Below are 22,877 nucleotides of genomic sequence, written 5' to 3' on the forward strand. Positions count from 1 at the left end.
GCGTCCGTGACCGGCGCCCTGCCCCTCCCCCTTGCCACAGGTCCGACCCATGCCGCTGACCGCCAAAGGTCCACTCCAACGCTCCACCCACACCCTCTGGACCTTGCTGGCGATACTCCTGCCGATCGTGCTCGGAGCCGTCATCCTCTACCTCCAGGCGCAACGGACCTTGCTGCACAACAGCCAGGAAATCGCCGAAGAAGCCATCGAGCAGTTCGACCAGATGCTCGACCACTCCGACAGCGCCGCCCGTGCCCTGCTGCCCCTGGCCGGACAGGAGTGCGACGCCGCCCGGCAACTGGCCCTGCGCGAACAAGTGACCCGGCGCCCACTGGTGCGCTCCACCAACCTGGTGTGGCGCGACAACAACTACTGCAGTTCATACCTGGGCAGCTACGCGGCGGTCCTCGATCCCCGGGACTACGTGGATGGCCGGCTGCGCCTGATGGATGGCAACCATGTCACTCCCGAGACCCCGCTGCTGGTCTACCGCTTGAGCGCCGGCGAAGGCGCTGCCCTGGCCGCCATCAACGGTTATCATCCGACCAACACCCTGCGCATGCTCAGCCGTTTCGCTCAGTTGCAACTGCAAGTGGGCCGGCATTGGTTGTCTAGTGACGGCCAGGTGCGCGAAGGCAACGCTCCCCTGGCAGCGGTGGCCAGCCAGCAACTGACCTCGTCACGCTATCCCTACAGCGTCAATGCCGGGTTCGCCCAGGGCAGTGTCTGGCGCTATATGAAAAGCCAGTATCCGGCGCTGTTCAGCTTGCTGATCTTCCTCGGCGCCGCCGCCGGCGGCCTCGCCCACTGGCTGCAACAACGTGCCGTTTCCCCCAGGCACGAGCTGCAGCGAGCACTGGTGGCGCGGGAGTTCATCCCGTACTTCCAGCCGATTGTGCGCGGCGACAGCCTGCAGTGGGCCGGTATCGAAGTGCTGATGCGCTGGCAACACCCCAGGGAGGGCCTGGTCCGTCCTGACCTGTTCATTCCCTTCGCCGAACATACGGGGTTGATCGTGCCCATGACCCGTTCGTTGCTGCGCCAGACCCGAGAAGTACTGGCGCCCTGGGCCGGGAACTTCCCCGACGGCTTTCATATCGCCATCAATATCACCGCGCGCCATTGCCAGGACCTGCAATTGCTGGAGGACTGCCGGGAGTTCCTGGCGGCATTCGAGCCGGGCAAGGTGGTCCTGGTGCTGGAACTGACCGAACGTGAACTGATCGAGCCTACGGCCGTCACCCAGCAGTTGTTCGCTGAATTACGTGAACTGGGGGTGATGATCGCCATCGATGACTTCGGCACCGGCCACTCCAGCCTCGGTTATCTGCGCACCTTCAATGTCGACTACTTGAAAATCGACCAGAGTTTCGTGGCCATGATCGGTGCCGATGCACTGTCGCTGCATATACTGGACAGCATTATCGAACTCTCACTCAAACTCGACCTGAGCATAGTCGCCGAAGGTATTGAAACTGCCGAACAACGGGATTACCTGACAGCCAAGGGCGTGCATTTGCTCCAGGGTTACTTGTTTGGAAAGCCCATGCCCAGCTCAGAATTTGTTACAGCTATAGCGCGCCATTAAATAGCCATGTCAGAAAAATAATGCTCGACAAGTAACTCCGGGCATGAGCAGCTTTGCATCAATTTACAAATATGGCCTGGAACAAGAACAACACGATTTACTCGCGGCGCGTTAACTACTACAATTTTTCACGCCTGTACAAGATTCACAGGTAGGCCAGTTAATCGAACCTTAACCAGTTCATGGCTTATAGCTTTGTTTGTGCTGTGTATTAGCCAAAATAGACTATTGGAGTGAAGATATTGTCCAGACTTGCTGAATTCCGTGCTGCCGAGAAAGCACTTCAAGAACAGCTCGCCCAGCTTGAATCCCTGAAGAACGACGCCGGGCTCAAGAAGGAAATCGAGTTCGAAGAAAAACTCCAGGCTCTGATGAAGTCCTACGACAAGAACCTGCGTGACATCATCGCGATCCTCGATCCGAACCTGGGCAAGGCCGGCCTGCCACAGGCCAGCGCCCCTAAACAGCGCCGCGCCCGTGTGGTCAAGGTCTACCAGAACCCGCACACCGGCGAGCTGATCGAAACCAAGGGCGGCAACCATCGCGGCCTGAAGGCTTGGAAAGAACAATACGGCGCCGCTACTGTGGACTCCTGGCTGCGTGCTTGAACAAAGCCGCACCTGAAAAAGGCCCTGCACATGCAGGGCTTTTTATTGAGCGGAATAATTTTAGTGCCCCAGAGTCAAAGGAAAGATCTTACGCACATTGCAGGCAGACTCCTGCATCACATCTGCCCTCTCGCGAGCTGCAGCCAGCGTGGAATAAGGGCCGGGCATGCTCAACTTCACGCTTAATGCCTTTCGATAACGAACCTGCAACACGCAGAAAGCAAACGATGAGCCTTAAACCCGCTTAAAGTTTCAGGTTATTTCGAATGGCGAGTACTTCATCCCGACTATCGGCATAAGCCGCTGCCTGGCCAGCGTATGAAAGTACATAAGCCTTATCCCCATCCAATGCGGCCACCAATGTTTGTGACAGCACATGCCGGCCATTCTGGGTAATAGTGCAAGTGGTTTCCAATGCTTCGAGGCGACTCAACTGCGCGGCATGGATCTTGTTGCACACGCTCTGGTAACCACCTTGGGCAAAGTCCTTCTGTACTGACTTGCGCATCTCCAGCAATACCCCCTGGAGATTGACTACATGCCCGGGCTCGACCTGGCTCATGGTCAACTCCATGACCAGTTGCGGATTGCCCGCGGCATCGTTCTTCACCGCCCGCTGGCGCGACACCTTGGCGGCCTGGTCGGCCTCCTGGGAGGGCACCGGCTCCACCGTCCAGCCCTGGGGCCAGCTGATTTCGGGAGCCGCCTGGGCGGCACCGGCGAGTATTGCCAGGAACAGGGCTACAACGGAGGTTCTGAACGACAGGATCATGTTCTGCACACTGGAAAAGGGAGCCTGGAGTCTGAGCCCGGCGCCAGGAATGGGCAATAGATCAAGAGCTTTGGGTTTGGCCCATCCCAGGCACTTGCGTATCATTGGCCAATCCCAAGGATGTCCGAACCATTGCCCCGGCAAGCCGCTGCCCGAGCCTTCGACCAGCCCTTGCCGTCTCATTTTCCCGGAGGGCCCATGAGCCTCAACGAACTCAACACTTTTCCCGGCGTAACCGCCCAGCCTGACGCCGCCACCGCCCGCTTCGTGTTCAACCACACCATGTTGCGCGTCAAGGACATCACCCGCTCCCTGGACTTCTACACCCGGGTCCTGGGTTTCTCCCTGGTGGAGAAACGTGATTTCCCCGAGGCTGAGTTCAGCCTGTACTTCCTGGCCCTGGTGGACAAGGCGCAGATCCCGGTCGACGCCGCGGCGCGTACCGAATGGATGAAGTCGATCCCCGGCATTCTCGAGCTGACCCACAACCACGGCACCGAGAACGACCCGCAGTTCGCCTATCACAACGGTAATACCGACCCTCGCGGTTTCGGCCACATCTGCATCTCGGTACCGGACATCGTCGCCGCCTGCGAGCGCTTCGAAGCCCTGGGCTGCGACTTCCAGAAGCGCCTGAACGACGGCCGCATGAAAAGCCTGGCGTTCATCAAGGATCCGGATGGCTACTGGGTCGAGATCATCCAGCCAGCTCCGCTGTAAGGCAGCAGCCAACCGGGCCTGGTTCGCCAGGCAAGAAAAAACCCCATGGGCCATGGCTCATGGGGTTTTGTTGTTCCAGGGGGCGGCTCAGTCCGGCGCCGAGGTCCGGATCAGGTGGTCGAAAGCACTCAGGGATGCCTTGGCCCCCTCGCCCACCGCGATCACGATCTGCTTGTACGGCACCGTGGTGACGTCACCTGCCGCAAACACTCCAGGCAAGGAAGTCTCGCCGCGCGCATCGACGATGATCTCGCCACGTGGCGACAATTCAACCGTGCCCTTGAGCCAGTCGGTGTTGGGCAGCAGACCGATCTGCACGAAGATGCCTTCCAGTTCGACGTTGTTGAACTCACCCGACTGGCGATCCTTGTAGACCAGGCCAGTGACCTTCTGCCCGTCGCCCTTGACTTCGCTGGTCAGGGCACTGGTGATGACCTTGACGTTGGGCAGGCTGAACAACTTGCGTTGCAGCACAGCGTCGGCACGCAGTTGGCTGTCGAACTCCAGCAAGGTCACATGGCTGACGATACCCGCCAGGTCGATGGCCGCTTCGACACCTGAGTTGCCGCCGCCGATCACTGCCACGCGCTTGCCCTTGAACAGCGGGCCATCGCAGTGCGGGCAGAAGCACACACCCTTGGCCTTGTACTCTTGCTCACCGGGCACGCCCATTTCACGCCAGCGCGCACCGGTGGCCAGGATCACCGACTTGGCCTTGAGGCTGGCGCCGCTCTCGAACCGCACCTCATGCAGGCCACCCGCATCCTTGGCTGGCACCAGGGCACTGGCACGCTGCAGGTTCATGATATCGACGTCGTATTGCTTGACGTGCTCTTCCAGGGCCGCGGCCAGTTTCGGGCCTTCAGTCTCCTGCACCGAGATGAAGTTCTCGATGGCCATGGTGTCCAGTACTTGCCCACCGAAACGCTCGGCGACCACACCGGTGCGAATCCCCTTGCGCGCAGCATAGATGGCTGCCGCAGCGCCGGCCGGGCCACCGCCGACCACCAGCACGTCGAAGGCTTCCTTGGCGCTGAGTTTCTGCGCTTGTTTCTCCACCGCGCCGGTGTCGAGCTTGGCCAGGATTTCTTCCAGGCCCATGCGGCCTTGGCCGAAGTTCACGCCATTGAGGTAGATGCTGGGCACGGCCATGACCTTGCGCTCGTCTACCTCGGCCTGGAACAGCGCGCCATCGATGGCCACGTGGCGAATATTGGGGTTGAGCACCGCCATCAGGTTCAGTGCCTGGACCACGTCCGGACAGTTCTGGCAGGACAGCGAAAAATAGGTTTCGAAGTTGAACTCACCCTTGAGCGAGCGGACCTGCTCGATCACTTCCGCGCTGGCCTTGGATGGATGGCCACCCACTTGCAGCAGCGCCAGTACCAGGGAGGTGAACTCGTGGCCCATGGGGATACCGGCGAAACGCAGGCTGATATCACTCCCCGGGCGATTCAACGAGAACGACGGCTTGCGCGCATCGGTACCGTTGTCGAGCAAGGTAATTTGATTGGAAAGACTGACGATGTCTTTGAGTAGAGCGAGCATTTCCTGGGATTTCGCACCGTCGTCGAGGGAGGCGACGATCTCGATCGGCTGTGTGACCCGCTCCAGGTATGACTTCAACTGAGATTTAAGATTGGCGTCCAACATACGGGCGATTTCCTTTGGTTCGGTAAAAAAACAACGCCCGGGCGAATCTCGCCCGGGCGTTATTTGAGGGCGGTGCGGCTTACTTAAGTGCGGATGACCGCCTCTGGATGACGCATGGACTTAGATCTTGCCGACCAGGTCCAGGGACGGAGCCAGGGTGGCCTCGCCTTCTTTCCACTTGGCTGGGCAGACTTCGCCTGGGTGGGCAGCGACGTACTGGGCGGCCTTGATCTTGCGCAGCAACTCGGAAGCGTCACGACCTACGCCACCATCGTTGATTTCAACGATCTTGATCTGGCCTTCCGGGTTGATCACGAAGGTACCGCGGTCAGCCAGGCCGGCTTCTTCGATCAGCACGTCGAAGTTGCGGGAGATGGCCAGGGTCGGATCGCCGATCATGGTGTACTTGATCTTGCCGATGGCTGGCGAAGTGTTGTGCCAGGCAGCGTGGGCGAAGTGGGTGTCGGTGGAAACGCTGTAGATCTCAACGCCCAGCTTCTGGAATTCGGCGTAGTTGTCGGCCAGGTCTTCCAGCTCGGTCGGGCAGACGAAGGTGAAGTCAGCTGGGTAGAAGAACACTACGGACCACTTGCCTTTCAGGTCGGCATCCGATACTTCGACGAACTCACCGTTTTTGAATGCAGTAGCTTTGAACGGTTTAACTTGGCTGTTGATGATAGGCATCGTTGACTCTCCATCAGTGGTTGAAGACATTGGGTGAAAACTTGATGGGGAGAATCCTAGCCAATGAGTCGCCATCTGGCTCATTGGTAAACCTGATGCTCTCGATTGGTTTTGGCTATGAGCCCTGAGTATTAATAGAAAAAACCTTGCCTAAGGGGCGACCGCCTTCTCCCTGAGCTGCGCCATGCCCGCGAAGGGCTCTGCCTCGACATAGCGCATGGCCGATTTCAGGTCCTTCCACCCCACGTAGGCCATCAGCGACTTCAGGTCCCAGCCGCTGCGCTGGGCCCAGGTGGCGAACCCGCGGCGCAGGGAATGGCTGGTGTAGCGCTCGGCGGCGATACCGGCCTGCTCCAGCACCTGGCGCAACAGGGGAATCACACTGTTGGCATGCAGCCCCTGCTCGCCCAGGTTGCCCCAGCGATCGATGGCGCGAAATACCGGCCCGCGCACCAGTGCGGCGGTATTGATCCATTCGATGTAGGCCTGCACCGGGCACAGGCGCTGCAAGGCCGGCGTGCTGTAGGTACGGCCCAGGTTGTCGCGATCGCCCTTGCTGCGCGGCAAGTACAGGCTGATGCCGGAGCCGGCGTGGGCCTGCACATGCTCGACCTGCACACGACAGAGCTCGTCGCTGCGAAAGCCACGCCAGAACCCCAGAAGGATCAACGCCCGATCCCGCCGCGCACGCAGCAGGCCGGCCTGGCAACGCTCGGCCAGAGCTAGCGACGCCTGCTCATCGAGCCAGCTGGCCACCCGCTCCAGGTCCTGCAACTGCAAAGGCACGGCCTGCTTCTCCTGGGCTGGGTGCAAGGCCCGAATCCCCTTGAGTACCTGGCGCACCACCGGGGCCTTGGTCGGGTCGACGAACCCCTGGCTGTTATGCCACTGCGCCAATGCCGACAAGCGCAGCTTCAAGGTGTTGATCGACAACTCGCCGGCATAGGCCGCCAGGTAACGGGCGACGCCTTCCGCCGTCGCCGGCAGGAAGCCTCCCCACTGCACCTCGAAATGCTCGATGGCCGCTCGATAGCTGCGACGGGTGTTGTCGCGGGTGGCCGCTTGTAGATAACGATCCAGTTCACTCATGGCGCCTTGACTCCAGCAAGTACAGGGCAAAATCGGCAGGAAAACCCGATGCAGGTCGCTGAGATTGGATAATACTAAAATATCCATTGTTATGATCCTGCTATCTGGCATGAAAATTCATATGTACAATTACCTAAATTACATACCACGTAACACAGTACTAAATCGTTGGAGGCAAGATGGCTCGCGGAGGCATAAACAAAGCGGTGGTGAAAAAGGCGCGCCAGGCGATCCTTGCCCGCGGCGGACACCCCAGCATCGATGCAGTACGTATAGAAATGGGCAATACCGGTTCGAAAACCACCATTCACCGCTACTTGAAGGAGCTGGATGACGGCATCGGACAACGGGATTCCGGTCCGATACCACTGGACGAAGAGCTCGCGGAGCTGGTCGGGCGCCTCGCCCGGCGTCTTTCGGAGCAGGCCCAGGAGCCACTGGAACAGGCCCTCGCCCACTTCCAGGAGCAGAAGCAGGCGCTGGAGCAGCAACTGGAGGAAATACGCCGCCATGAAGAGCAACTGCAGCAGCAAATACAGGACAAGGTCGCGGCCCTGGCCAACGAAAGCGCCGTACTACACGACACCCGCAACATGCTGCAGGGCGAACGGACCCACAATGCCGAACTCGGCCAGGCCCTCAAGGACTACGACCTGCGCCTGGCCGACAAGGAACAGCAGATCCGCTCCCTGGAAGAAAAGCACCTGCATGCCCGCGACGCCCTGGAGCATTACCGCGCAGCCAGCAAGGAGCAGCGCGACCAGGAACTGCGTCGCCACGAGGGGCAAATGCAGCAAGTCCAGATGGAGTTGCGCCAGGCCCAGCAGAGCCTCCTGGTACGCCAGGATGAGATCACCCAGCTGCACCGCGACAACGAACGCCTGCTCAGCGAGCAACGCACCACTCTCAAAGAGCTCAAGCAGACCCAGGAAGCGCTGAGCCAGGGCAGCACTCTGCAGACGCAACTCAATGAGCAACTGGCCCGCCAGGGCAACGAAGGCACTCTGCTTCAGGAGCGCTTGCGCGTAGCTCAGGAAGAGATCCAGGCACTCAAGGAAAAGAATCGGCAACAAACCCGGGCGGGCAAGGAACTGGAAGCACGCGCCACCAAGGCCGAGACCAGCCTGGAGGCGCTGCGCCTGGCTGCCGACAAGGCCCAGCCAGGCGCAGCAAAGGACGCCTGATCAGCCGGCGACCGGGGTCCGCATGGTGACGAACTCTTCAGCGGCGGTCGGATGCACGCCGATGGTTTCGTCAAAGTCACGCTTGGTCGCCCCGGCCTTCAGTGCAATGGCCAGGCCCTGGACGATCTCACCTGCGTCCGGGCCGACCATGTGGCAACCCAGCACCTTGTCGGTCTCGGCATCCACCACCAGCTTCATCAGGGTGCGCTCTTGACAGTCGGTCAGGGTCAGCTTCATCGGCCGGAAACGGCTTTCGAAAATCTGCACCTGGTGTCCAGCCTCGCGCGCTTGCTCCTCGGTGAGACCGACGGTGCCGATGTTCGGCAGGCTGAACACGGCAGTAGGAATCATCCGGTAATCCACCGGGCGATATTGCTCGGGCTGGAACAGACGGCGCGCAACCGCCATGCCTTCGGCCAGGGCCACCGGGGTCAACTGAACCCGGCCGATCACATCGCCAATGGCCAGGATCGACGGCTCGCTGCTCTGATACAGATCGTCGACCTCGATGAAGCCGCGCTTGTCGAGCTTGACCGCGGTATTCTCCAGGCCCAGGTTGTCGAGCATCGGCCGACGCCCCGTGGCATAGAACACGCAGTCGGCCGCCAGCTTGCGACCATCCTTGAGGGTAACCTCGAGGCTGCCGTCGGCTTGCTTGTCGATACGCTCGATGTCGGCATTGAATTGCAACCCCAAGCCGCGCTTGGTCAGCTCTTCCTGCAGGTGCTTGCGCACCGCGCCATCGAAGCCGCGCAGGAACAAGTCACCGCGATACAACAACTGGGTGTCCGCCCCCAGGCCGTGGAAGATTCCGGCGAACTCCACCGCGATGTAGCCGCCGCCCACCACCAGGATGCGCTTGGGCAGTTCCTTGAGATAGAAGGCTTCATTGGAGCTGATGGCATGTTCGCGCCCCGGGATGTCCGGGATCTGCGGCCAGCCGCCAGTGGCGATCAGGATGTGCCTGGCGGTATAGCGCTGGCCATTGACCTCCACCTGATGCGGATCGATCAACTTGGCATGCCCTTCGTGCAGGGTCACGCCGCTGTTGACCAGCAAGTTGCGGTAGATGCCGTTGAGGCGATGGATTTCCCGATCCTTGTTGCCGATCAGGGTCGCCCAGTCGAAATTCGCCGCACCAAGATCCCAGCCGAACCCGGAGGCCTGCTCGAAGTCTTCGGCGAAGTGGGCGCCGTACACCAACAGCTTCTTCGGCACGCAGCCGACGTTGACGCAGGTGCCTCCCAGGTAACGGCTCTCGGCCACCGCGACCTTCGCCCCGAAGCCTGCGGCAAAACGTGCGCAACGTACACCGCCGGAACCGGCGCCAATTACATACAGATCAAAATCGTAGGCCATTTCACTCTCCCAGGCAGGCTGACAAGCATAACCGCAGATGGCGAAGCGGTCAGCGCAGTGGATGGACATATGGGCGATAAATGAAAAAGCCACCCGCAGGTGGCTTTTCCAGAGAAAACCTCGCAGCGGCTATCAGTAAGCCTTGCCGGTCTTGTAGAAGTTCTCGAAGCAGAAGTTGGTCGCTTCGATGTAGCCTTCGGCGCCACCGCAGTCAAAACGCTTGCCCTTGAACTTGTAGGCCATCACGCAACCGTTTTGCGCCTGCTTCATCAGGGCGTCGGTGATCTGGATCTCGCCACCCTTGCCTGGCTCGGTCTGCTCGATCAGGTCGAAGATATCCGGAGTCAGGATATAGCGGCCGATGATCGCCAGGTTCGATGGAGCATCCTCGGGCTTTGGCTTCTCGACCATGCTGTGAACGCGATAGATATCGTCGCGGATCATCTCGCCGGCGATCACGCCGTACTTGTTGGTTTCCTGTGGGTCGACTTCCTGGATGGCCACGATCGAGCAACGGAACTGCTTGTACAGCTTGACCATCTGGGTCAGCACGCCGTCGCCTTCGAGGTTGACGCACAGGTCATCAGCCAGCACTACGGCGAAAGGTTCGTCACCGATCAGCGGACGACCGGTGAGAATCGCATGGCCCAGGCCTTTCATTTCGGTCTGGCGGGTGTAGGAGAACGAGCACTCGTCCAGCAGCTTGCGGATACCGACCAGGTACTTCTCCTTGTCGGTGCCCTTGATCTGGTTTTCCAACTCGTAACTGATGTCGAAGTGGTCTTCGAGGGCGCGCTTGCCACGACCGGTCACGATGGAGATTTCATTCAACCCAGCATCCAGCGCTTCTTCAACGCCGTACTGGATCAGTGGCTTGTTCACCACCGGCAGCATTTCTTTGGGCATGGCCTTAGTCGCTGGCAGGAAGCGAGTACCGTAACCGGCTGCAGGGAACAAGCATTTCTTGATCATATGAGTCCTTAAATAAGGCTGTGCGTACGAGTTTCGGCGCAGTCTAATCAGGCGGCGAGCACCTTACAATGCCCCACACTGGCTAACCGCTGCCATCATAGAGAAATAAAGCGCCAGATAGTTCCGCAGCGCCCATCGGATCGCCTGGAGCATGACCCCAAAGGCTTGCAGTGCGCTGCTTCCAGCCCGACCAGCGAGAGCGTAGGCAGCCTGCTTGCGGGCGATCCCGAGCAAGATCCGAGCCCCTTTCGGATACCCGGTGATGGCACCAGGCAAGATGCCTGCGGCATCGATCTCGCAAGATCGCCCGCAGGCAGCTGCAACAAGACCAAGAACGACCAGCAATCCCTGTACCGCCATGGCCATTAGCTATAGCATCGCCAACAGGTGTTCCTCCCCCCTCAAGACGACGAAAAATCCATGAACAAACTGCTGGCAATCTCGGCGATCCTGGCCCTGGGCGGCTGCGCCACCGTGTCCGATACCTACCTGGCCAATGGCGAACAGGCTTTGAGCATAGACTGTTCCGGGGAAGCCGGATCCTGGGCCAGCTGCTATGAAAAGGCCGAGGCCTCCTGCGCCGGTACCGGCTATCGGATCATCGGTACGCAAGGCACTCCCGCCCCCGGTGAAAACGACAAGACCCTGGGCGTGGATGTCGGCAACTACAAGAGCCGCAGCGTGGTGGTGGTCTGCAAATAGCGAGGCCTAGATATGGATCTCGGCAAACTTGATCCCCAGGCCGCGAATGGTCTCGATCAAGTCGTCCAGGCGCGCGAAGGATTCCACCTCGTCGCTGTCATCCACCAGGAAATAGCTGCGCCCAGCGCTTTTCTTGAAAAACACGATCCACTCCCCGGAATTGGCCGGGTTCTGGATTACATGGGTGGCAGAGATCAAGCCCTCTGCATGCTTTTCCCTGACGTGTTCCCGCTTCATGCTTTCTCCCAAAAAAGACGATGCCGCCAAGGCGGGAGCCCGAGCGGCATCGGTGACGATAGGCGACAGTTTATCGGATGCCTTGGCCGATCAGCACGCCTTCTACCGTTTGCCCATACAGATTCACTCCATCGTTGGCGTGAAACTTGACTCGGGTCTTCTCGATCGAACCATCCACCAGGCGCGGATCCTGAGGCCGTTCATGGCTGTTGACGAAGGCCGCGACGTCCCAGGCTTGCTCATCGCTCAGGCTGCCCCCCTTGCCCAAGGGCATGTTGTGCTTGATGAATGACGCCGCGGTATTGATCCGGTGCATCCCTGCTCCCCAGTTGTAGGAGTCCTTGCCCCAGAGCGGCGGCATCACGTAGCCCTCCCCTGACTTCTGCCCCTGGCCTTGCTCGCCATGGCAGACCGAGCACTGCGCCTGGTACACCGCGGCGCCACGTTTGAGGTCATACCCCTTGGCCGGCTGCGGCACGTCGGGATAACCACGGCCTGGCAGCTCGGTGCCCAACGGCGCCTTGCTCGCCAACCAATAGGCGTATACCGACAACGCGGTGATTTCCGGACTGTCCGCCGCCGGCGGCTGGCCACCGTTCATGCTGAACTGGAAGCAGCCCTGCAAGCGCTCGGCGAAGGTATTGACCTTGTCGTTTTTCTTGCGATAGGCGGGATACATCGGGTAGGCGCCCCACAGCGGAGCGGAGTTGGCCAGGCGCCCCTGGTCGAGGTGACAGTTACTGCAGTTGAGGCCGTTGCCCACATACTTCGGCGCCAGGCGCTTGGTATCGACGAACAATGCATGTCCCTCGCGCACCAGCTTGCCGTAGGCGTTGTCCGGCAGTTCATTCTCGGCCGGTGCCTGGAAATACCGGGCGCTGGAGGATGCGCTCGGGGCCTGGATCTGCGACTGGTCTTCCATGGCGATCCCGGCCGCTTGCACCTGGGCCGCCAGCGCCGCCAGCACCGTCCCTGCAATCATTGTCTTCATGGACGTGCCTCCTTCTGGCTCAGGTTGGCGAAGTAGTCCGCCACCGCGGTGACTTCCTCGGCACTCAGGGACTTGGCGATATGCCCCATCAGGTCATTGGGGTCATTGTGCCGAGCACCCTCGCGCCAGGCATTCAGCTGCGCCACCAGATAGGTAGCAGGCTGCCCGGCCAGCGGTGGAAAAGCCTGGCCGACACCCGCACCTCCCGGGCCATGACAACTGACGCACTCGGGCACCTGGCGATCCCAGGCTCCGCGCAAGGCCAGGCGCTCGCCCACCCCGACCGCAGGCTGGGCGCGACTGGTAGCAGGGGTTTTCGAGGCAGGCATGGCAGCGAGGGTGGCGGTCACGGCGGAGATTTCATCTTCGGTCAGGGCCTTGGCCAGCGGTTGCATGACCGGGCTGGTACGAGCACCACTGCGAAAATCATGCAGTTGCTTGCTCAGGTACCCCGCCGGCAAGCCGGCCAGACGCGGAAAACCAGCGGGCGCCAGCCCCATCGCATCCGCACCATGACAGGCCATGCAGGCCGCCGCCCCCGGCTGGGAGCCGCCCTGGGTGAAGACTTTCTGCCCGTCCACGGCATGGGCAGATTGCACAAAAAGCAGCATCAGGCCACTCAATAGCATTCGATCCAGTGGGATCATATGAACTCCATTATTCTAGTTATATGCTTAGACTTACTTGATATAAGCAGAAGAATAGTAGGTCAATAGATCCACAGCGACAACGCCCAATTACCCTCTATAGCCCGAATAGCCGGGGTTCCCCGGTCTTTTCAGCAGGCAAAAAAAAGCCTGCCGGCTTCCTGCCGAGTAGAGCAGGAAACCTTGCAGGCGTGCCGTTAAGCACCCTTCAACCTGAGATACAACGCTCCCCGGCCTTGAGCACATCCCCGGGACGCAATGGGTTGTTGGACATCTGCTCGTGCAGCTTGATGCTGCTACCACCGGAACGTTCGTCGATATAAAAAATTGCCGCCGGGGCCGGCGACAGGCTTTGCGGGACTATCACTCGATAACCGCCGGACTTGTTCGCCTCAAGCTGCAAGGCGCCACGGCTGTCGGCCAGCCTCGCGCTCAGGCACTTGGCGTACTCTTCGGGCTTTTTCCCGGAAATGACATTCAGGGTCGGTGGCGTCTGGTTGATATCCGAGACGGTGGAACAGCCGCCAATTGCCAATGCCAGTACCCACACCCACCGCTTCATATGAAATCTCCAATGAAAACCCCTCCGACAGCCAGCACGCCATTTTTCTCCGGAGGCACGGCTTTATCGCCGATAAAAATCCAAATAACTGTTTTAAATTGTCAAAGCCCGACAGCGGGGCCGGATAATAAACCCTTCAGCCTGATAAACTGCAGCACTGCCCACGCAAACGTTTTTTGCTTTAACCGCAATCGGCTTCCTGGAGTCCCCCCACATGAAATTCATCCATCAGCGCGAGCACCTCAACGAGGACGACATCGTCGTCATCGAATGCTCCCAGACCTGCAACATCCGCCTGATGAACGACGCCAACTTCCGCAGCTTCAAGAACGGTGGCCGGCACACTTACCACGGCGGCGCCTTCGACAAGTTCCCGGCGAAGATCACCGCCCCCAGCACCGGCTTCTGGAACATCACCATCGACACCGTTTCCCGGCGCGCCATCAGCGTGACCCGCAAGCCGAACCTGACTCACTCGATCCGCATCATCCGCCGCTCCACTTCGAAACTGCGCTAGGTAGCGCTTTCCCCTCCTTGCGACAAACAGGTAGCCCCGTGCCCAACACCACCAAATACGTCATCAAGTACAAGCTTAACGGCGAGCGGCGCTTCGAATTCGCCCAGCTCGAAACCGGTACCGCCGAAGAAGCCCTGACCGCTCTGCTGGCCCTGCACGGCCAGAGCGACGACGTCATCAGCGATGTCAGCGTGAGCAAAGCCCTGTAATCGGATTCAAGCGCAAGCAGCGGAGTGCCCGCCACTTCTCGGGGCCGGAGAATGACCGCAGTCCGCCTTCTGTCCAGGAAACTTGCGCCATGACCGTCTCTCCCCTGCCCCATCGCCTGCAACGACTGGACTGGGCCTGCATCGATCAGGCCCTCGACCAGGACGGCTGCGCCCGTCTCGAAGGGCTGCTGAATATCGATGAATGCCAGGCCCTGAGCGAACTCTACCCCCGCAGCGAGCTGTTTCGCTCCAAGGTACTCATGGCCCGCCATGGCTTCGGGCTCGGCCAGTACCAGTACTTTCGCTATCCGCTGCCCGAGCTGGTAGCCCAGTTGCGCCAGCAGCTGTATCCACGCTTGGTGGCGATCGCCAACCGCTGGAACCTGGCCATGGGCATCGACACCCACTACCCCGAACAGCACCCACAGTTCCTGCAGCGCTGCCATGAGGCTGGGCAGCAACGACCCACGCCGCTGTTGCTGCAATACACCGCCGGGGACTACAACTGCCTGCACCAGGACCTCTACGGCGAACATGTCTTTCCCTTGCAGGTGGTGTTCTTGCTGTCCCAACCCGAAAAGGACTTCACAGGTGGCGAACTGGTGCTCACCGAACAGCGTCCACGCATGCAATCGCGCCCCCAGGTCATTGGTCTGAAGCAGGGTGATGGGCTGGTATTCGCCGTGCATCATCGACCGATCAAGGGCTCTCGCGGTCATTATCGGGTGACCATGCGCCATGGCGTCAGCCGTGTGCACAGCGGCCAACGCCATACTCTGGGAGTTATTTTCCACGATGCGCTCTAGCGATACCGCCCCTGGCAACCTCGGCCTGTTCAGCGAGGAAGAACTGCAGCAGCCCCCACGCATGGAGCATCTGGGGCCACAATCCCTGGCGCTGCGCGGGTTTGCCTTGCCCTGGATCGAACGCCTGCTGCCGGCGCTGAAGCAGGTGCTGGCACAGGCGCCCTTTCGCCAGATGCTCACCCCCGGCGGCTTCGCCATGTCGGTGGGCCTGAGCAGTTGCGGGCAACTGGGCTGGACCACCGACTTGACTGGCTACCGCTACAGCGCCACCGACCCGCAGAGTGGCTATCCATGGCCGAGGATGCCCGAAGTCTTCCGCCAACTGGCCGCGGCGGCGGCGCACGCCGCAGGCTTCGCCGACTTCGCCCCCGATTCCTGCCTGATCAACTGCTACCGTCCCGGGGCAAAGATGTCCTTGCACCAGGACAAGAACGAGCACGACTACAGCGCGCCCATCGTCTCCCTGTCCCTGGGCCTGCCGGCGGTCTTCCTGTTCGGCGGCCTGCAACGCAGCGATCGCAGCCTGCGGGTGCCCTTGCTGCACGGCGACGTGGTGGTCTGGGGCGGCGTGGATCGCCTGCGCTATCACGGCGTACTCCCCGTGAAGGATGGCAGCCATCCCTTGCTCGGCCAGCAACGGATCAACCTGACATTTCGCCAAGCCGGCCCGACCCCGGAATTGGACCGCAAGCGGCGGAGTGCCGAGCAAGGGGTACAGGGTTAAGCTGGCTACCATTCCCAACCGAGAACCGTCCATGAATGCTCCATCGCGCAAACAGCGTATCGAACAGGACCCCCGCTGGCAGGCCGTGCTCAACCGCGACGCCAGCGCCGACGACCGCTTCGTCTATGCCGTCAGGACCACGGGGGTGTATTGCCGGCCCAGCAGCCTGTCACGCCTGCCGAAGGCGGAAAACGTCGAGTTCTTCGACAATGCCGAGCAGGCCGAGGCCGCAGGCTATCGCCCGAGCAAGCGCCAGGCCGGCGACCAGACCCAGCTCGCGGCGCGCTATGGCGCGCTGGTGGCGGCGGCTTGCCGGCAGATCGAGAACGCCGAATCGGCGCCCAGCCTGGAGCAATTGGCACAGCAGGCGGGGATGAGCAGCTACCACTTCCACCGGGTCTTCAAGGCGGTCACCGGCTTGACCCCGCGGGGCTATGCCAATGCGCAGCGCTCGCGCAAGGTCCGCTCGCATTTGCAGCAGGGTCAATCAGTGACTGATGCCCTGTACGACGCCGGCTTTAATTCCAACAGCCGCTTCTACGAGGCTGCGGACCAGGTCCTGGGCATGAAGCCCAGCGACTATCGCGCAGGCGGCTCCAACCGCGATATCCGCTTCGCCGTGGGCCAGTGCTCGCTGGGAGCGATCCTGGTGGCCCAAAGCGAGCGCGGGGTCTGCGCCATTCTCCTGGGAGACGATCCCGAGCGGTTGGTGCAGGAACTGCAGGACAAGTTTCCCCGGGCCAACCTGATCGGCGCCGACCAGGAGTTCGAGCAACTGGTAGCCCAGGTGGTGGGTTTCATCGAGGCACCGGCCATCGGCCTGAACCTGCCCCTGGACCTGCGCGGCACCGCTTTCCAGGAGCGGGTCTGGCAGGCCCTGAGAACCATCCCGGCCGGCAGCACCGCCAGCTATTCCGAGATCGCCCAACGCATCGGGGCCCCGCGTTCGTACCGGGCAGTGGCCCAGGCTTGTGGCGCCAACAGCCTGGCAGTGGCGATTCCCTGCCACCGCGTGGTGCGCAGCGACGGCGACCTCTCGGGCTATCGCTGGGGTGTGGAACGCAAGCGTCAGTTGCTGGAGCGAGAAAGCTCGCCCGAGGCATGAACGCCGATATAGATCGCCACCGAGTCGGCGCTGGTATAGACCTCGAAGTCGGTGGCATAGGCGCGGCGCACCTGGGGGTTGTCCTGAAAGTACGCCCAGATGAATCCCCAGGCCTGGATCACGCACTCCGGCATTTCCCCCTTGGCGCTGAACACCAGGTAATCCCCTCCCTGGATATCCACCATCGGATAATCGGCGCAGGCCGCGTCCAGCGCCACGCCGGCGGTCACGTCGAAATACCCCGAGGCATCGGACTCGTAGTTGGAATACACCCCGTAGACGAAGGAATCCATTTGCCTTGGGGCAATCTTGTCGTACAGGTTCTCGACGTAGAAACGCTGCCACATCGGACCGATCCGTGCGGTATCCGCCTGTTGCTCCAGGGTGTTGAGGGTACGCACTTGCAATCCCGCCACCCTGAAAGGCAGCACTTCCCGCAGTTTTACTTCCATGGTCGGCCTTCCTTAACGAAACGATGAGTGGAAAATCCCGGCGCAGTCTAGCGCCTGGAAGCAGCCGCAGACAGCCTGCCCGGTATCACCCGGCACGGCCGATCCACCGGGGCTTTCATGCAAGCCGGGCAAAACTCAGCTGGCCTTGGGCCGCTTTCTCCTGTTAAAAAACGCCGCAGCATCGTCTGAATCCGCCGCTGGAGAACCACTTCAAATGAGCCCATGGACCGATACTCGCCTGCTGGACCTGCTGGGAATCGAACTGCCGATCATTCAAGCGCCCATGGCCGGCCCCGCCGGTTCCGCCATGGTGATCGGCGCCTCCCGCGCCGGCGCCCTGGGCTCGCTACCTTGCGCCATGCTCGGCCCCGAGCAGATCCGCCAGGAAGTACAGGTGATTCGTTCCGCCACGCACCATCCGTTGAATCTCAACTTCTTCTGCCACCAGCCGCAGGCCGTCGACAGCGAGCGCGAAAGCCGCTGGAAGAACGCCCTGGAACCCTACTACCGCGAACTGGGAGTCGACTTCGACGCACCGACACCAGTCAGCGACCGTGCCCCCTTCGATGAAACCAGTTGCCAGTTGGTGGAAGAACTGCGGCCCGAGGTCGTGAGCTTCCATTTCGGCCTGCCGGAGCCGGCGTTGCTGGCGCGGGTCAAGGCCACTGGCGCGAAGATCCTGTCCTCGGCCACCACCGTCGACGAAGCCCTGTGGCTGGAAGCTCGTGGTTGCGACGCGATCATCGCCATGGGTTACGAAGCCGGCGGGCACCGGGCGATCTTCCTCAGCGACAGCCTGGATACCCAGGTCGGCACCATGGCCCTGGTGCCGCAGATCGTCGATGCCGTGAAGGTGCCGGTGATCGCCGCCGGCGGCATCGGTGATGCCCGGGGCATCGTCGCGGCACTGGCGTTGGGCGCCTCGGCCGTACAACTGGGCACCGCCTACCTGTTCACTCCGGAAGCCAAGGTCAGCGCCTCCCACCACAAGGCGCTGCGCACCGCCAAGGAAAGCCAGACCGCGCTGACCAACCTGTTCACTGGCCGCCCGGCGCGGGGCATCGTCAACCGCGTGATGCGCGAACTCGGCCCGATCAGCCCGCTGGCCCCGGCCTTTCCCCGGGCCGGTGGCGCACTGCTGCCGCTGCGGGCAAAAGGCGAGGCGCAATTCGCCAACCTGTGGTCCGGACAAGCATTGCGCCTGGGCGTGGAGCTGCCGGCCTACGAGCTGACCCTGCGCCTGGCCGAACAGACCCTGGCACGACTGCGCCGGCATTGATGACTGGTGGCCGCGATCGGCGTCGCGGCCACCGCCTGCCGGGCCCTGGGCGCAGTTCCGTTCGTCGGCAATTCGCTATATATTCCGCTATACAGCGATTTCTCCTCGCCTTGGTGCAGCCCTTGCATTCCCGCCCGTCACTGCCCAACGCTTCCTTTTCCCCTCAATGGAGCTGTTCGATGAACCTTCGCGCCCCAGGTTTCGCCCCGACTTGCCTCGCTACCCTGCTTGCCCTGTTCGCCTTCGGTTCGGTCCAGGCCGCCGAGGTCCAGGTGGCGGTCGCCGCCAACTTCACCGCCCCGATCCAGGCCATCGCCAGCGACTTCGAGAAAGACACCGGACACAAGCTGGTAGCCGCCTATGGCGCCACCGGGCAGTTCTATACCCAGATCAAGAACGGCGCGCCCTTCGAGGTCTTCCTCGCCGCCGATGACAGCACCCCGCAGAAGCTCGAGAGCGAAGGCGACATCGTCAAGGGCTCGCGCTTCACCTACGCCGTCGGCACGCTGGCCCTGTGGTCGGCCAAGGATGGTTACGTCGACGGCAAGGGCCAGGTGCTCAAGGACAACCAGTACCAGCACCTGTCCATCGCCAATCCCAAGGCCGCACCCTACGGCCTGGCCGCGACCCAGGTGCTGGCCAAGCTGGGCCTGACCGACAAGGTCAAGGGCAAGATCGTCGAAGGCCAGAACATCACCCAGGCCTATCAGTTCGTTTCCACCGGCAACGCCGAACTGGGTTTCGTCGCCCTGTCGCAGATCTACAAGGATGGCAAGGTCACCGGCGGCTCGGCGTGGATCGTGCCTGGCGACATGCATGACCCGATCAAGCAGGATGCGGTGATCCTCAACAAGGGCAAGGACAACCCTGCGGCCAAGGCCCTGGTGGACTACCTCAAGGGTCCGAAGGCCGCGGCGATCATCAAGTCCTATGGCTACCAGCTGTAAATGAACCTCTCGAGTGCCGACTTCTCCGCGATCTGGCTGACCCTGAAACTGGCGTCCCTGACCACCCTGATCCTGCTGGTGGTCGGCACTCCGATTGCCCTCTGGCTGTCGCGCACCCGCTCCTGGCTGCGCGGCCCGATCGGTGCCGTGGTGGCCCTGCCGCTGGTGCTGCCACCCACGGTGATCGGTTTCTACCTGCTGCTGGCCCTGGGACCCAACGGGTTCTTCGGCCAGCTCACCCAATCCCTCGGGCTAGGCACCCTGACCTTCAGTTTCAGTGGTCTGGTGCTGGGCTCGGTGATCTACTCGATGCCTTTCGTGGTGCAACCTTTGCAAAACGCCTTCTCGGCCATCGGCAGCCGGCCTCTGGAAGTGGCCGCGACCTTGCGCGCCAACCCCTGGGACACCTTTTTCACGGTGATCCTGCCCCTGGCCCGGCCGGGCTTCATCACTGCCGCGATCCTCGGGTTTGCCCACACCGTCGGCGAGTTCGGCGTGGTGCTGATGATCGGCGGCAACATCCCCGAGAAGACCCGGGTGGTGTCGGTGCAAATCTACGATCATGTCGAGGCCATGGAATACGCCCAGGCCCACTGGCTGGCCGGGGCCATGCTGGTGTTCTCGTTCCTGGTGCTGCTGGCCTTGTACTCCAGCCGCAAGACCCGGGCTGGCTGGAGCTGACGACATGAGCATCCAACTGCAACTGCAAGTGGGCTATGGCGCCTTCGCCCTGGATCTTGACCTGCAATTACCGGGGCGCGGGGTGACCGCGCTGTTCGGCCATTCGGGCTCCGGCAAGACCACCTGCCTGCGCTGCATCGCCGGCCTGGAGAAAACCGGGCGCGGGCGCATCCAGATCAACGACGAACTCTGGCAGGACAGCCAGCGCAAGCTGTTCGTCCCCCCCCACAAGCGCTCCCTGGGCTACGTGTTCCAGGAAGCCAGCCTGTTCCCCCATCTGTCGGTGCAGGCCAACCTGGAGTTCGGCCTGCGCCGTATTCCCAGGCAGCTGCGCCGGGTCGACATGGCCCAGGCCACCGAACTCCTGGGGATCGGCCACCTGCTACAACGCCATCCGCAGCACCTGTCCGGCGGTGAGCGCCAGCGCATCGGCATCGCCCGGGCCCTGCTCACCAGCCCACGGTTGCTGCTGATGGACGAACCCCTGGCGGCCCTGGACTCCAAGCGCAAGAACGAGATCCTGCCCTACCTGGAACGCCTGCATGACGAGCTGGATATCCCGGTGCTCTACGTCAGCCATTCCCAGGATGAAGTGGCGCGCCTGGCCGACCATATCGTCCTGCTCAGCGAGGGTCGGGTCCTGGCCAGCGGCCCGGTGGGCGACACCCTGGCGCGCCTGGACCTGCCCCTGGCCCTGGGCGACGACGCCGGCGTGGTGGTCCAGGGCCAGGTCAGCGCCTACGACCCGGCCTACCAACTGCTGAGCCTGCAACTGCCCGGCAGCCAGCTGCTGGTGCGCGTGGCCCATGAACCCGTGGCGCCGGGCCGGAGCCTGCGCTTCAAGGTCCAGGCCCGGGACGTCAGCCTGAGCCTGCAGGCCAGCGAGCACAGCAGCATCCTCAACCGCCTGCCGGTCACCGTCAGCGAGGAAATTCCGGCCGACAACACCGCCCATGTACTGGTGCGCCTGGACGCCATGGGCACGCCCTTGCTCGCGCGCATCACCCGCTTCTCCCGGGACCAGCTCGGCCTGCACCCCGGGCAACGACTCTGGGCCCAGATCAAGGCCGTGGCCGTCCTGGCATAGGGGCTTAGCAGGCCGTTGAAAAACTACCTGCGTTGCCATCGCTACGTTGAAAACAGGCTGGTGCGCCAGCCCGGTCAAAATGCTCATTTACCACTTGTAAACTGCGCTTTTTCGCCTGTTTGCGCCTTGCGCTGGCTACCTCGCCTACGTTTTTCAACGGCCTGTTAGAAATCCGGCACCCCGGGGCGGCGGCGCGGTCCATTCCCTATCGGCCCGCCGCTCGAAGGATCCGCTGCCATGCCCGCCACCCCGGACACTCCCGACCTGCCCCCAGACCTACACTACACCGACGACCGCCAGCCCGGGATCAGCCGGCGCAAGCTGCGGGGCAAGTTCGCCTACTACCAAGCCCAGGGCCAGCGCATCACCGACGTAGCCGAGATCCAGCGGATCAACGCCCTGGCGATCCCGCCGGCCTACGCCCAGGTATGGATCTGTGCCGACCCCAAGGGCCACTTGCAGGCCACCGGGCGTGATGCCCGCGGGCGCAAGCAGTATCGTTACCACCCACGTTGGCGCGAGGTGCGCGACAGCGACAAGTACGCCCGGCTGTTGCAGTTCGGCAATGCCCTGCCCCGGCTGCGCCGCCAGCTGCAGGCGCAGCTGGCCAGTCCCGGGTTCAGCCGCGACAAGGTCCTGGCCACGGTCATCACCTTGCTCGATGAAAGCCTGATCCGGGTCGGCAACAGCCAATACGCCAGGGACAATCGCTCCTACGGGCTGACCACCCTGCGTAACCGCCATGTCCAGGTCAACGGCAATGCCATTCACTTCCAATTTCGGGGCAAGAGCGGCGTCGAGCACCAGATCACGGTCAGGGACCCGCGCCTGGCCCGGGTGGTCAAGCGCTGCCGGGAGTTGCCCGGCCAGCAGCTGTTCCAGTACCTGGACGAAGACGGCCAGCGGCACTCGGTGAGCTCGTCGGATATCAATCTGCACCTGCAACAACTGACCGGGATGAGCTTCACCGCCAAGGACTACCGCACCTGGGCCGGTAGCGCGCTGGCCTTGGCGCTGCTGCGGCGCCTGCCATGGCAGCCAGACTCAGAGGCCAAGAAACACCTGGTGGCCACCATCAAGCAAGTGGCCTGCGAACTGGGCAATACCCCGGCGGTCTGCCGCAAGTGCTACATCCATCCGGCGCTGCTGGAGGGTTTCGCCCAGGGTGAACTGGCCCGCTTGCCACGCTCGCGCAAACGCCAGGGCCTGAAAGCCGAGGAAGCCGCCCTGGCACGCTTTCTCCGAGACCTTGGGCAGCCCAGGCCGCCGGCTTGAATACAAAACCCATACATTTGAGGCTTG

Annotated in this window: 26 protein-coding genes; 15 read left to right on the forward strand and 11 right to left on the reverse strand. The window is 61.9% G+C overall.

The genetic code is table 11. The features are described from left to right. Nucleotides 1–49 precede the first annotated feature (49 nt). Together C4K40_RS17945 and C4K40_RS17950 are read left to right on the forward strand one after the other, a co-directional pair. Nucleotides 50–1,588: an EAL domain-containing protein gene (locus tag C4K40_RS17945; protein WP_053130752.1), complete on the forward strand. Its 1,539-nt coding sequence runs from the start codon at nt 50–52 to the stop codon at nt 1,586–1,588. Nucleotides 1,589–1,830: 242 nt separating this feature from the next. Further along, nucleotides 1,831–2,196, forward strand: coding sequence for a histone-like nucleoid-structuring protein, MvaT/MvaU family (locus C4K40_RS17950; RefSeq protein ID WP_022639105.1), 366 nt, complete (start codon nt 1,831–1,833; stop codon nt 2,194–2,196). Between the two features lie 244 nt (nt 2,197–2,440). On the opposite strand, the gene C4K40_RS17955 is transcribed toward C4K40_RS17950, so the two are convergent. Next, the gene (locus C4K40_RS17955) at nt 2,441–2,968 is read right to left on the reverse strand and encodes a DUF4946 domain-containing protein (protein ID WP_053131404.1); all 528 of its coding nucleotides are present in this window, start codon (nt 2,966–2,968) and stop codon (nt 2,441–2,443) included. A gap of 198 nt (nt 2,969–3,166) precedes the next feature. On the opposite strand from C4K40_RS17955, the gene gloA reads away from it, so the two are divergent. After that, nucleotides 3,167–3,688, forward strand: coding sequence for a lactoylglutathione lyase (gene gloA / locus C4K40_RS17960; RefSeq protein ID WP_022639107.1), 522 nt, complete (start codon nt 3,167–3,169; stop codon nt 3,686–3,688). Nucleotides 3,689–3,775: 87 nt separating this feature from the next. Here gloA and ahpF read toward each other — a convergent pair whose 3' ends face one another. From ahpF to C4K40_RS17975, 3 genes are all read right to left on the reverse strand, one after another. Beyond that, nucleotides 3,776–5,341, reverse strand: a complete 1,566-nt coding sequence (gene ahpF / locus C4K40_RS17965; RefSeq protein ID WP_053130755.1) for an alkyl hydroperoxide reductase subunit F — start codon at nt 5,339–5,341, stop codon at nt 3,776–3,778. Nucleotides 5,342–5,461: 120 nt separating this feature from the next. Continuing rightward, complete coding sequence (gene ahpC / locus C4K40_RS17970) at nt 5,462–6,025, reverse strand: alkyl hydroperoxide reductase subunit C (protein WP_017907017.1); 564 nt, start codon at nt 6,023–6,025, stop codon at nt 5,462–5,464. 150 nt (nt 6,026–6,175) lie between these two features. Next, nucleotides 6,176–7,114, reverse strand: coding sequence for a site-specific integrase (locus C4K40_RS17975; protein ID WP_022639109.1), 939 nt, complete (start codon nt 7,112–7,114; stop codon nt 6,176–6,178). A 179-nt stretch (nt 7,115–7,293) separates the two neighbouring features. On the opposite strand from C4K40_RS17975, the gene C4K40_RS17980 reads away from it, so the two are divergent. Further along, nucleotides 7,294–8,298: a DNA-binding protein gene (locus C4K40_RS17980; RefSeq protein ID WP_053130758.1), complete on the forward strand. Its 1,005-nt coding sequence runs from the start codon at nt 7,294–7,296 to the stop codon at nt 8,296–8,298. Here C4K40_RS17980 and gorA read toward each other — a convergent pair whose 3' ends face one another. Together gorA and galU are read right to left on the reverse strand one after the other, a co-directional pair. After that, nucleotides 8,299–9,657, reverse strand: a complete 1,359-nt coding sequence (gene gorA, locus C4K40_RS17985) for a glutathione-disulfide reductase (RefSeq protein WP_053130760.1) — start codon at nt 9,655–9,657, stop codon at nt 8,299–8,301. A 132-nt stretch (nt 9,658–9,789) separates the two neighbouring features. Beyond that, the gene (gene galU / locus C4K40_RS17990) at nt 9,790–10,629 is read right to left on the reverse strand and encodes a UTP--glucose-1-phosphate uridylyltransferase GalU (protein ID WP_022639112.1); all 840 of its coding nucleotides are present in this window, start codon (nt 10,627–10,629) and stop codon (nt 9,790–9,792) included. A gap of 420 nt (nt 10,630–11,049) precedes the next feature. On the opposite strand from galU, the gene C4K40_RS17995 reads away from it, so the two are divergent. Then, nucleotides 11,050–11,331: a hypothetical protein gene (locus C4K40_RS17995; protein WP_022639114.1), complete on the forward strand. Its 282-nt coding sequence runs from the start codon at nt 11,050–11,052 to the stop codon at nt 11,329–11,331. A 6-nt stretch (nt 11,332–11,337) separates the two neighbouring features. On the opposite strand, the gene C4K40_RS18000 is transcribed toward C4K40_RS17995, so the two are convergent. The 4 genes from C4K40_RS18000 to C4K40_RS18015 form a co-directional block, all read right to left on the reverse strand. Further along, complete coding sequence (locus C4K40_RS18000; RefSeq protein ID WP_022639115.1) at nt 11,338–11,568, reverse strand: hypothetical protein; 231 nt, start codon at nt 11,566–11,568, stop codon at nt 11,338–11,340. A gap of 70 nt (nt 11,569–11,638) precedes the next feature. Then, on the reverse strand, nt 11,639–12,490 hold the full coding sequence (locus C4K40_RS18005) for a c-type cytochrome (protein ID WP_371263422.1): 852 nt from the start codon (nt 12,488–12,490) through the stop codon (nt 11,639–11,641). A gap of 65 nt (nt 12,491–12,555) precedes the next feature. Then, nucleotides 12,556–13,206: a cytochrome c gene (locus tag C4K40_RS18010; protein WP_053130766.1), complete on the reverse strand. Its 651-nt coding sequence runs from the start codon at nt 13,204–13,206 to the stop codon at nt 12,556–12,558. A 208-nt stretch (nt 13,207–13,414) separates the two neighbouring features. Further along, the gene (locus C4K40_RS18015; protein WP_022639118.1) at nt 13,415–13,768 is read right to left on the reverse strand and encodes a hypothetical protein; all 354 of its coding nucleotides are present in this window, start codon (nt 13,766–13,768) and stop codon (nt 13,415–13,417) included. Between the two features lie 214 nt (nt 13,769–13,982). Here C4K40_RS18015 and C4K40_RS18020 point away from each other — a divergent pair, with 214 nt between their 5' ends. From C4K40_RS18020 to ada, 5 genes are all read left to right on the forward strand, one after another. Beyond that, nucleotides 13,983–14,285, forward strand: a complete 303-nt coding sequence (locus tag C4K40_RS18020; RefSeq protein ID WP_022639119.1) for a DUF1883 domain-containing protein — start codon at nt 13,983–13,985, stop codon at nt 14,283–14,285. Nucleotides 14,286–14,323: 38 nt separating this feature from the next. Further along, nucleotides 14,324–14,494 carry a hypothetical protein gene (locus C4K40_RS31575; RefSeq protein WP_022639120.1) on the forward strand — a complete coding sequence of 57 codons (171 nt, stop codon included), beginning with the start codon at nt 14,324–14,326 and terminating at the stop codon, nt 14,492–14,494. Between the two features lie 89 nt (nt 14,495–14,583). Next, nucleotides 14,584–15,300: a 2OG-Fe(II) oxygenase gene (locus C4K40_RS18025; RefSeq protein WP_053130770.1), complete on the forward strand. Its 717-nt coding sequence runs from the start codon at nt 14,584–14,586 to the stop codon at nt 15,298–15,300. After that, complete coding sequence (alkB, locus tag C4K40_RS18030) at nt 15,290–16,024, forward strand: DNA oxidative demethylase AlkB (protein ID WP_053130772.1); 735 nt, start codon at nt 15,290–15,292, stop codon at nt 16,022–16,024. The genes C4K40_RS18025 and alkB overlap by 11 nt, the downstream gene beginning before the upstream one ends. 31 nt (nt 16,025–16,055) lie before the next feature. Next, the gene (gene ada, locus C4K40_RS18035) at nt 16,056–17,129 is read left to right on the forward strand and encodes a bifunctional DNA-binding transcriptional regulator/O6-methylguanine-DNA methyltransferase Ada (RefSeq protein WP_022639123.1); all 1,074 of its coding nucleotides are present in this window, start codon (nt 16,056–16,058) and stop codon (nt 17,127–17,129) included. Here the strand turns inward: ada and C4K40_RS18040 are convergent. Then, entirely contained in the window at nt 17,093–17,581 is a 489-nt protein-coding gene (locus C4K40_RS18040; protein ID WP_022639124.1) for a GyrI-like domain-containing protein, read from the reverse strand. The two genes, ada and C4K40_RS18040, sit on opposite strands and share 37 nt — an antisense overlap. Before the next feature lie 214 nt (nt 17,582–17,795). Here C4K40_RS18040 and C4K40_RS18045 point away from each other — a divergent pair, with 214 nt between their 5' ends. The 5 genes from C4K40_RS18045 to C4K40_RS18065 all read left to right on the forward strand — a co-directional run bounded on the left by C4K40_RS18045 (nt 17,796) and on the right by C4K40_RS18065 (nt 22,850). Next, nucleotides 17,796–18,860: a nitronate monooxygenase family protein gene (locus tag C4K40_RS18045; RefSeq protein WP_022639125.1), complete on the forward strand. Its 1,065-nt coding sequence runs from the start codon at nt 17,796–17,798 to the stop codon at nt 18,858–18,860. A 179-nt stretch (nt 18,861–19,039) separates the two neighbouring features. Further along, nucleotides 19,040–19,807, forward strand: a complete 768-nt coding sequence (gene modA / locus C4K40_RS18050; protein WP_022639126.1) for a molybdate ABC transporter substrate-binding protein — start codon at nt 19,040–19,042, stop codon at nt 19,805–19,807. Next, nucleotides 19,808–20,488 carry a molybdate ABC transporter permease subunit gene (modB, locus tag C4K40_RS18055; RefSeq protein WP_022639127.1) on the forward strand — a complete coding sequence of 227 codons (681 nt, stop codon included), beginning with the start codon at nt 19,808–19,810 and terminating at the stop codon, nt 20,486–20,488. 4 nt (nt 20,489–20,492) lie between these two features. After that, nucleotides 20,493–21,575 carry a molybdenum ABC transporter ATP-binding protein gene (gene modC / locus C4K40_RS18060; RefSeq protein WP_053130774.1) on the forward strand — a complete coding sequence of 361 codons (1,083 nt, stop codon included), beginning with the start codon at nt 20,493–20,495 and terminating at the stop codon, nt 21,573–21,575. Nucleotides 21,576–21,812: 237 nt separating this feature from the next. Then, complete coding sequence (locus C4K40_RS18065; RefSeq protein WP_053130776.1) at nt 21,813–22,850, forward strand: DNA topoisomerase IB; 1,038 nt, start codon at nt 21,813–21,815, stop codon at nt 22,848–22,850. Nucleotides 22,851–22,877: the final 27 nt, after the last annotated feature.

The sequence above is a fragment of the Pseudomonas sp. CMR5c genome (assembly GCF_003850545.1).
Taxonomy (GTDB): domain Bacteria; phylum Pseudomonadota; class Gammaproteobacteria; order Pseudomonadales; family Pseudomonadaceae; genus Aquipseudomonas; species Aquipseudomonas piscis.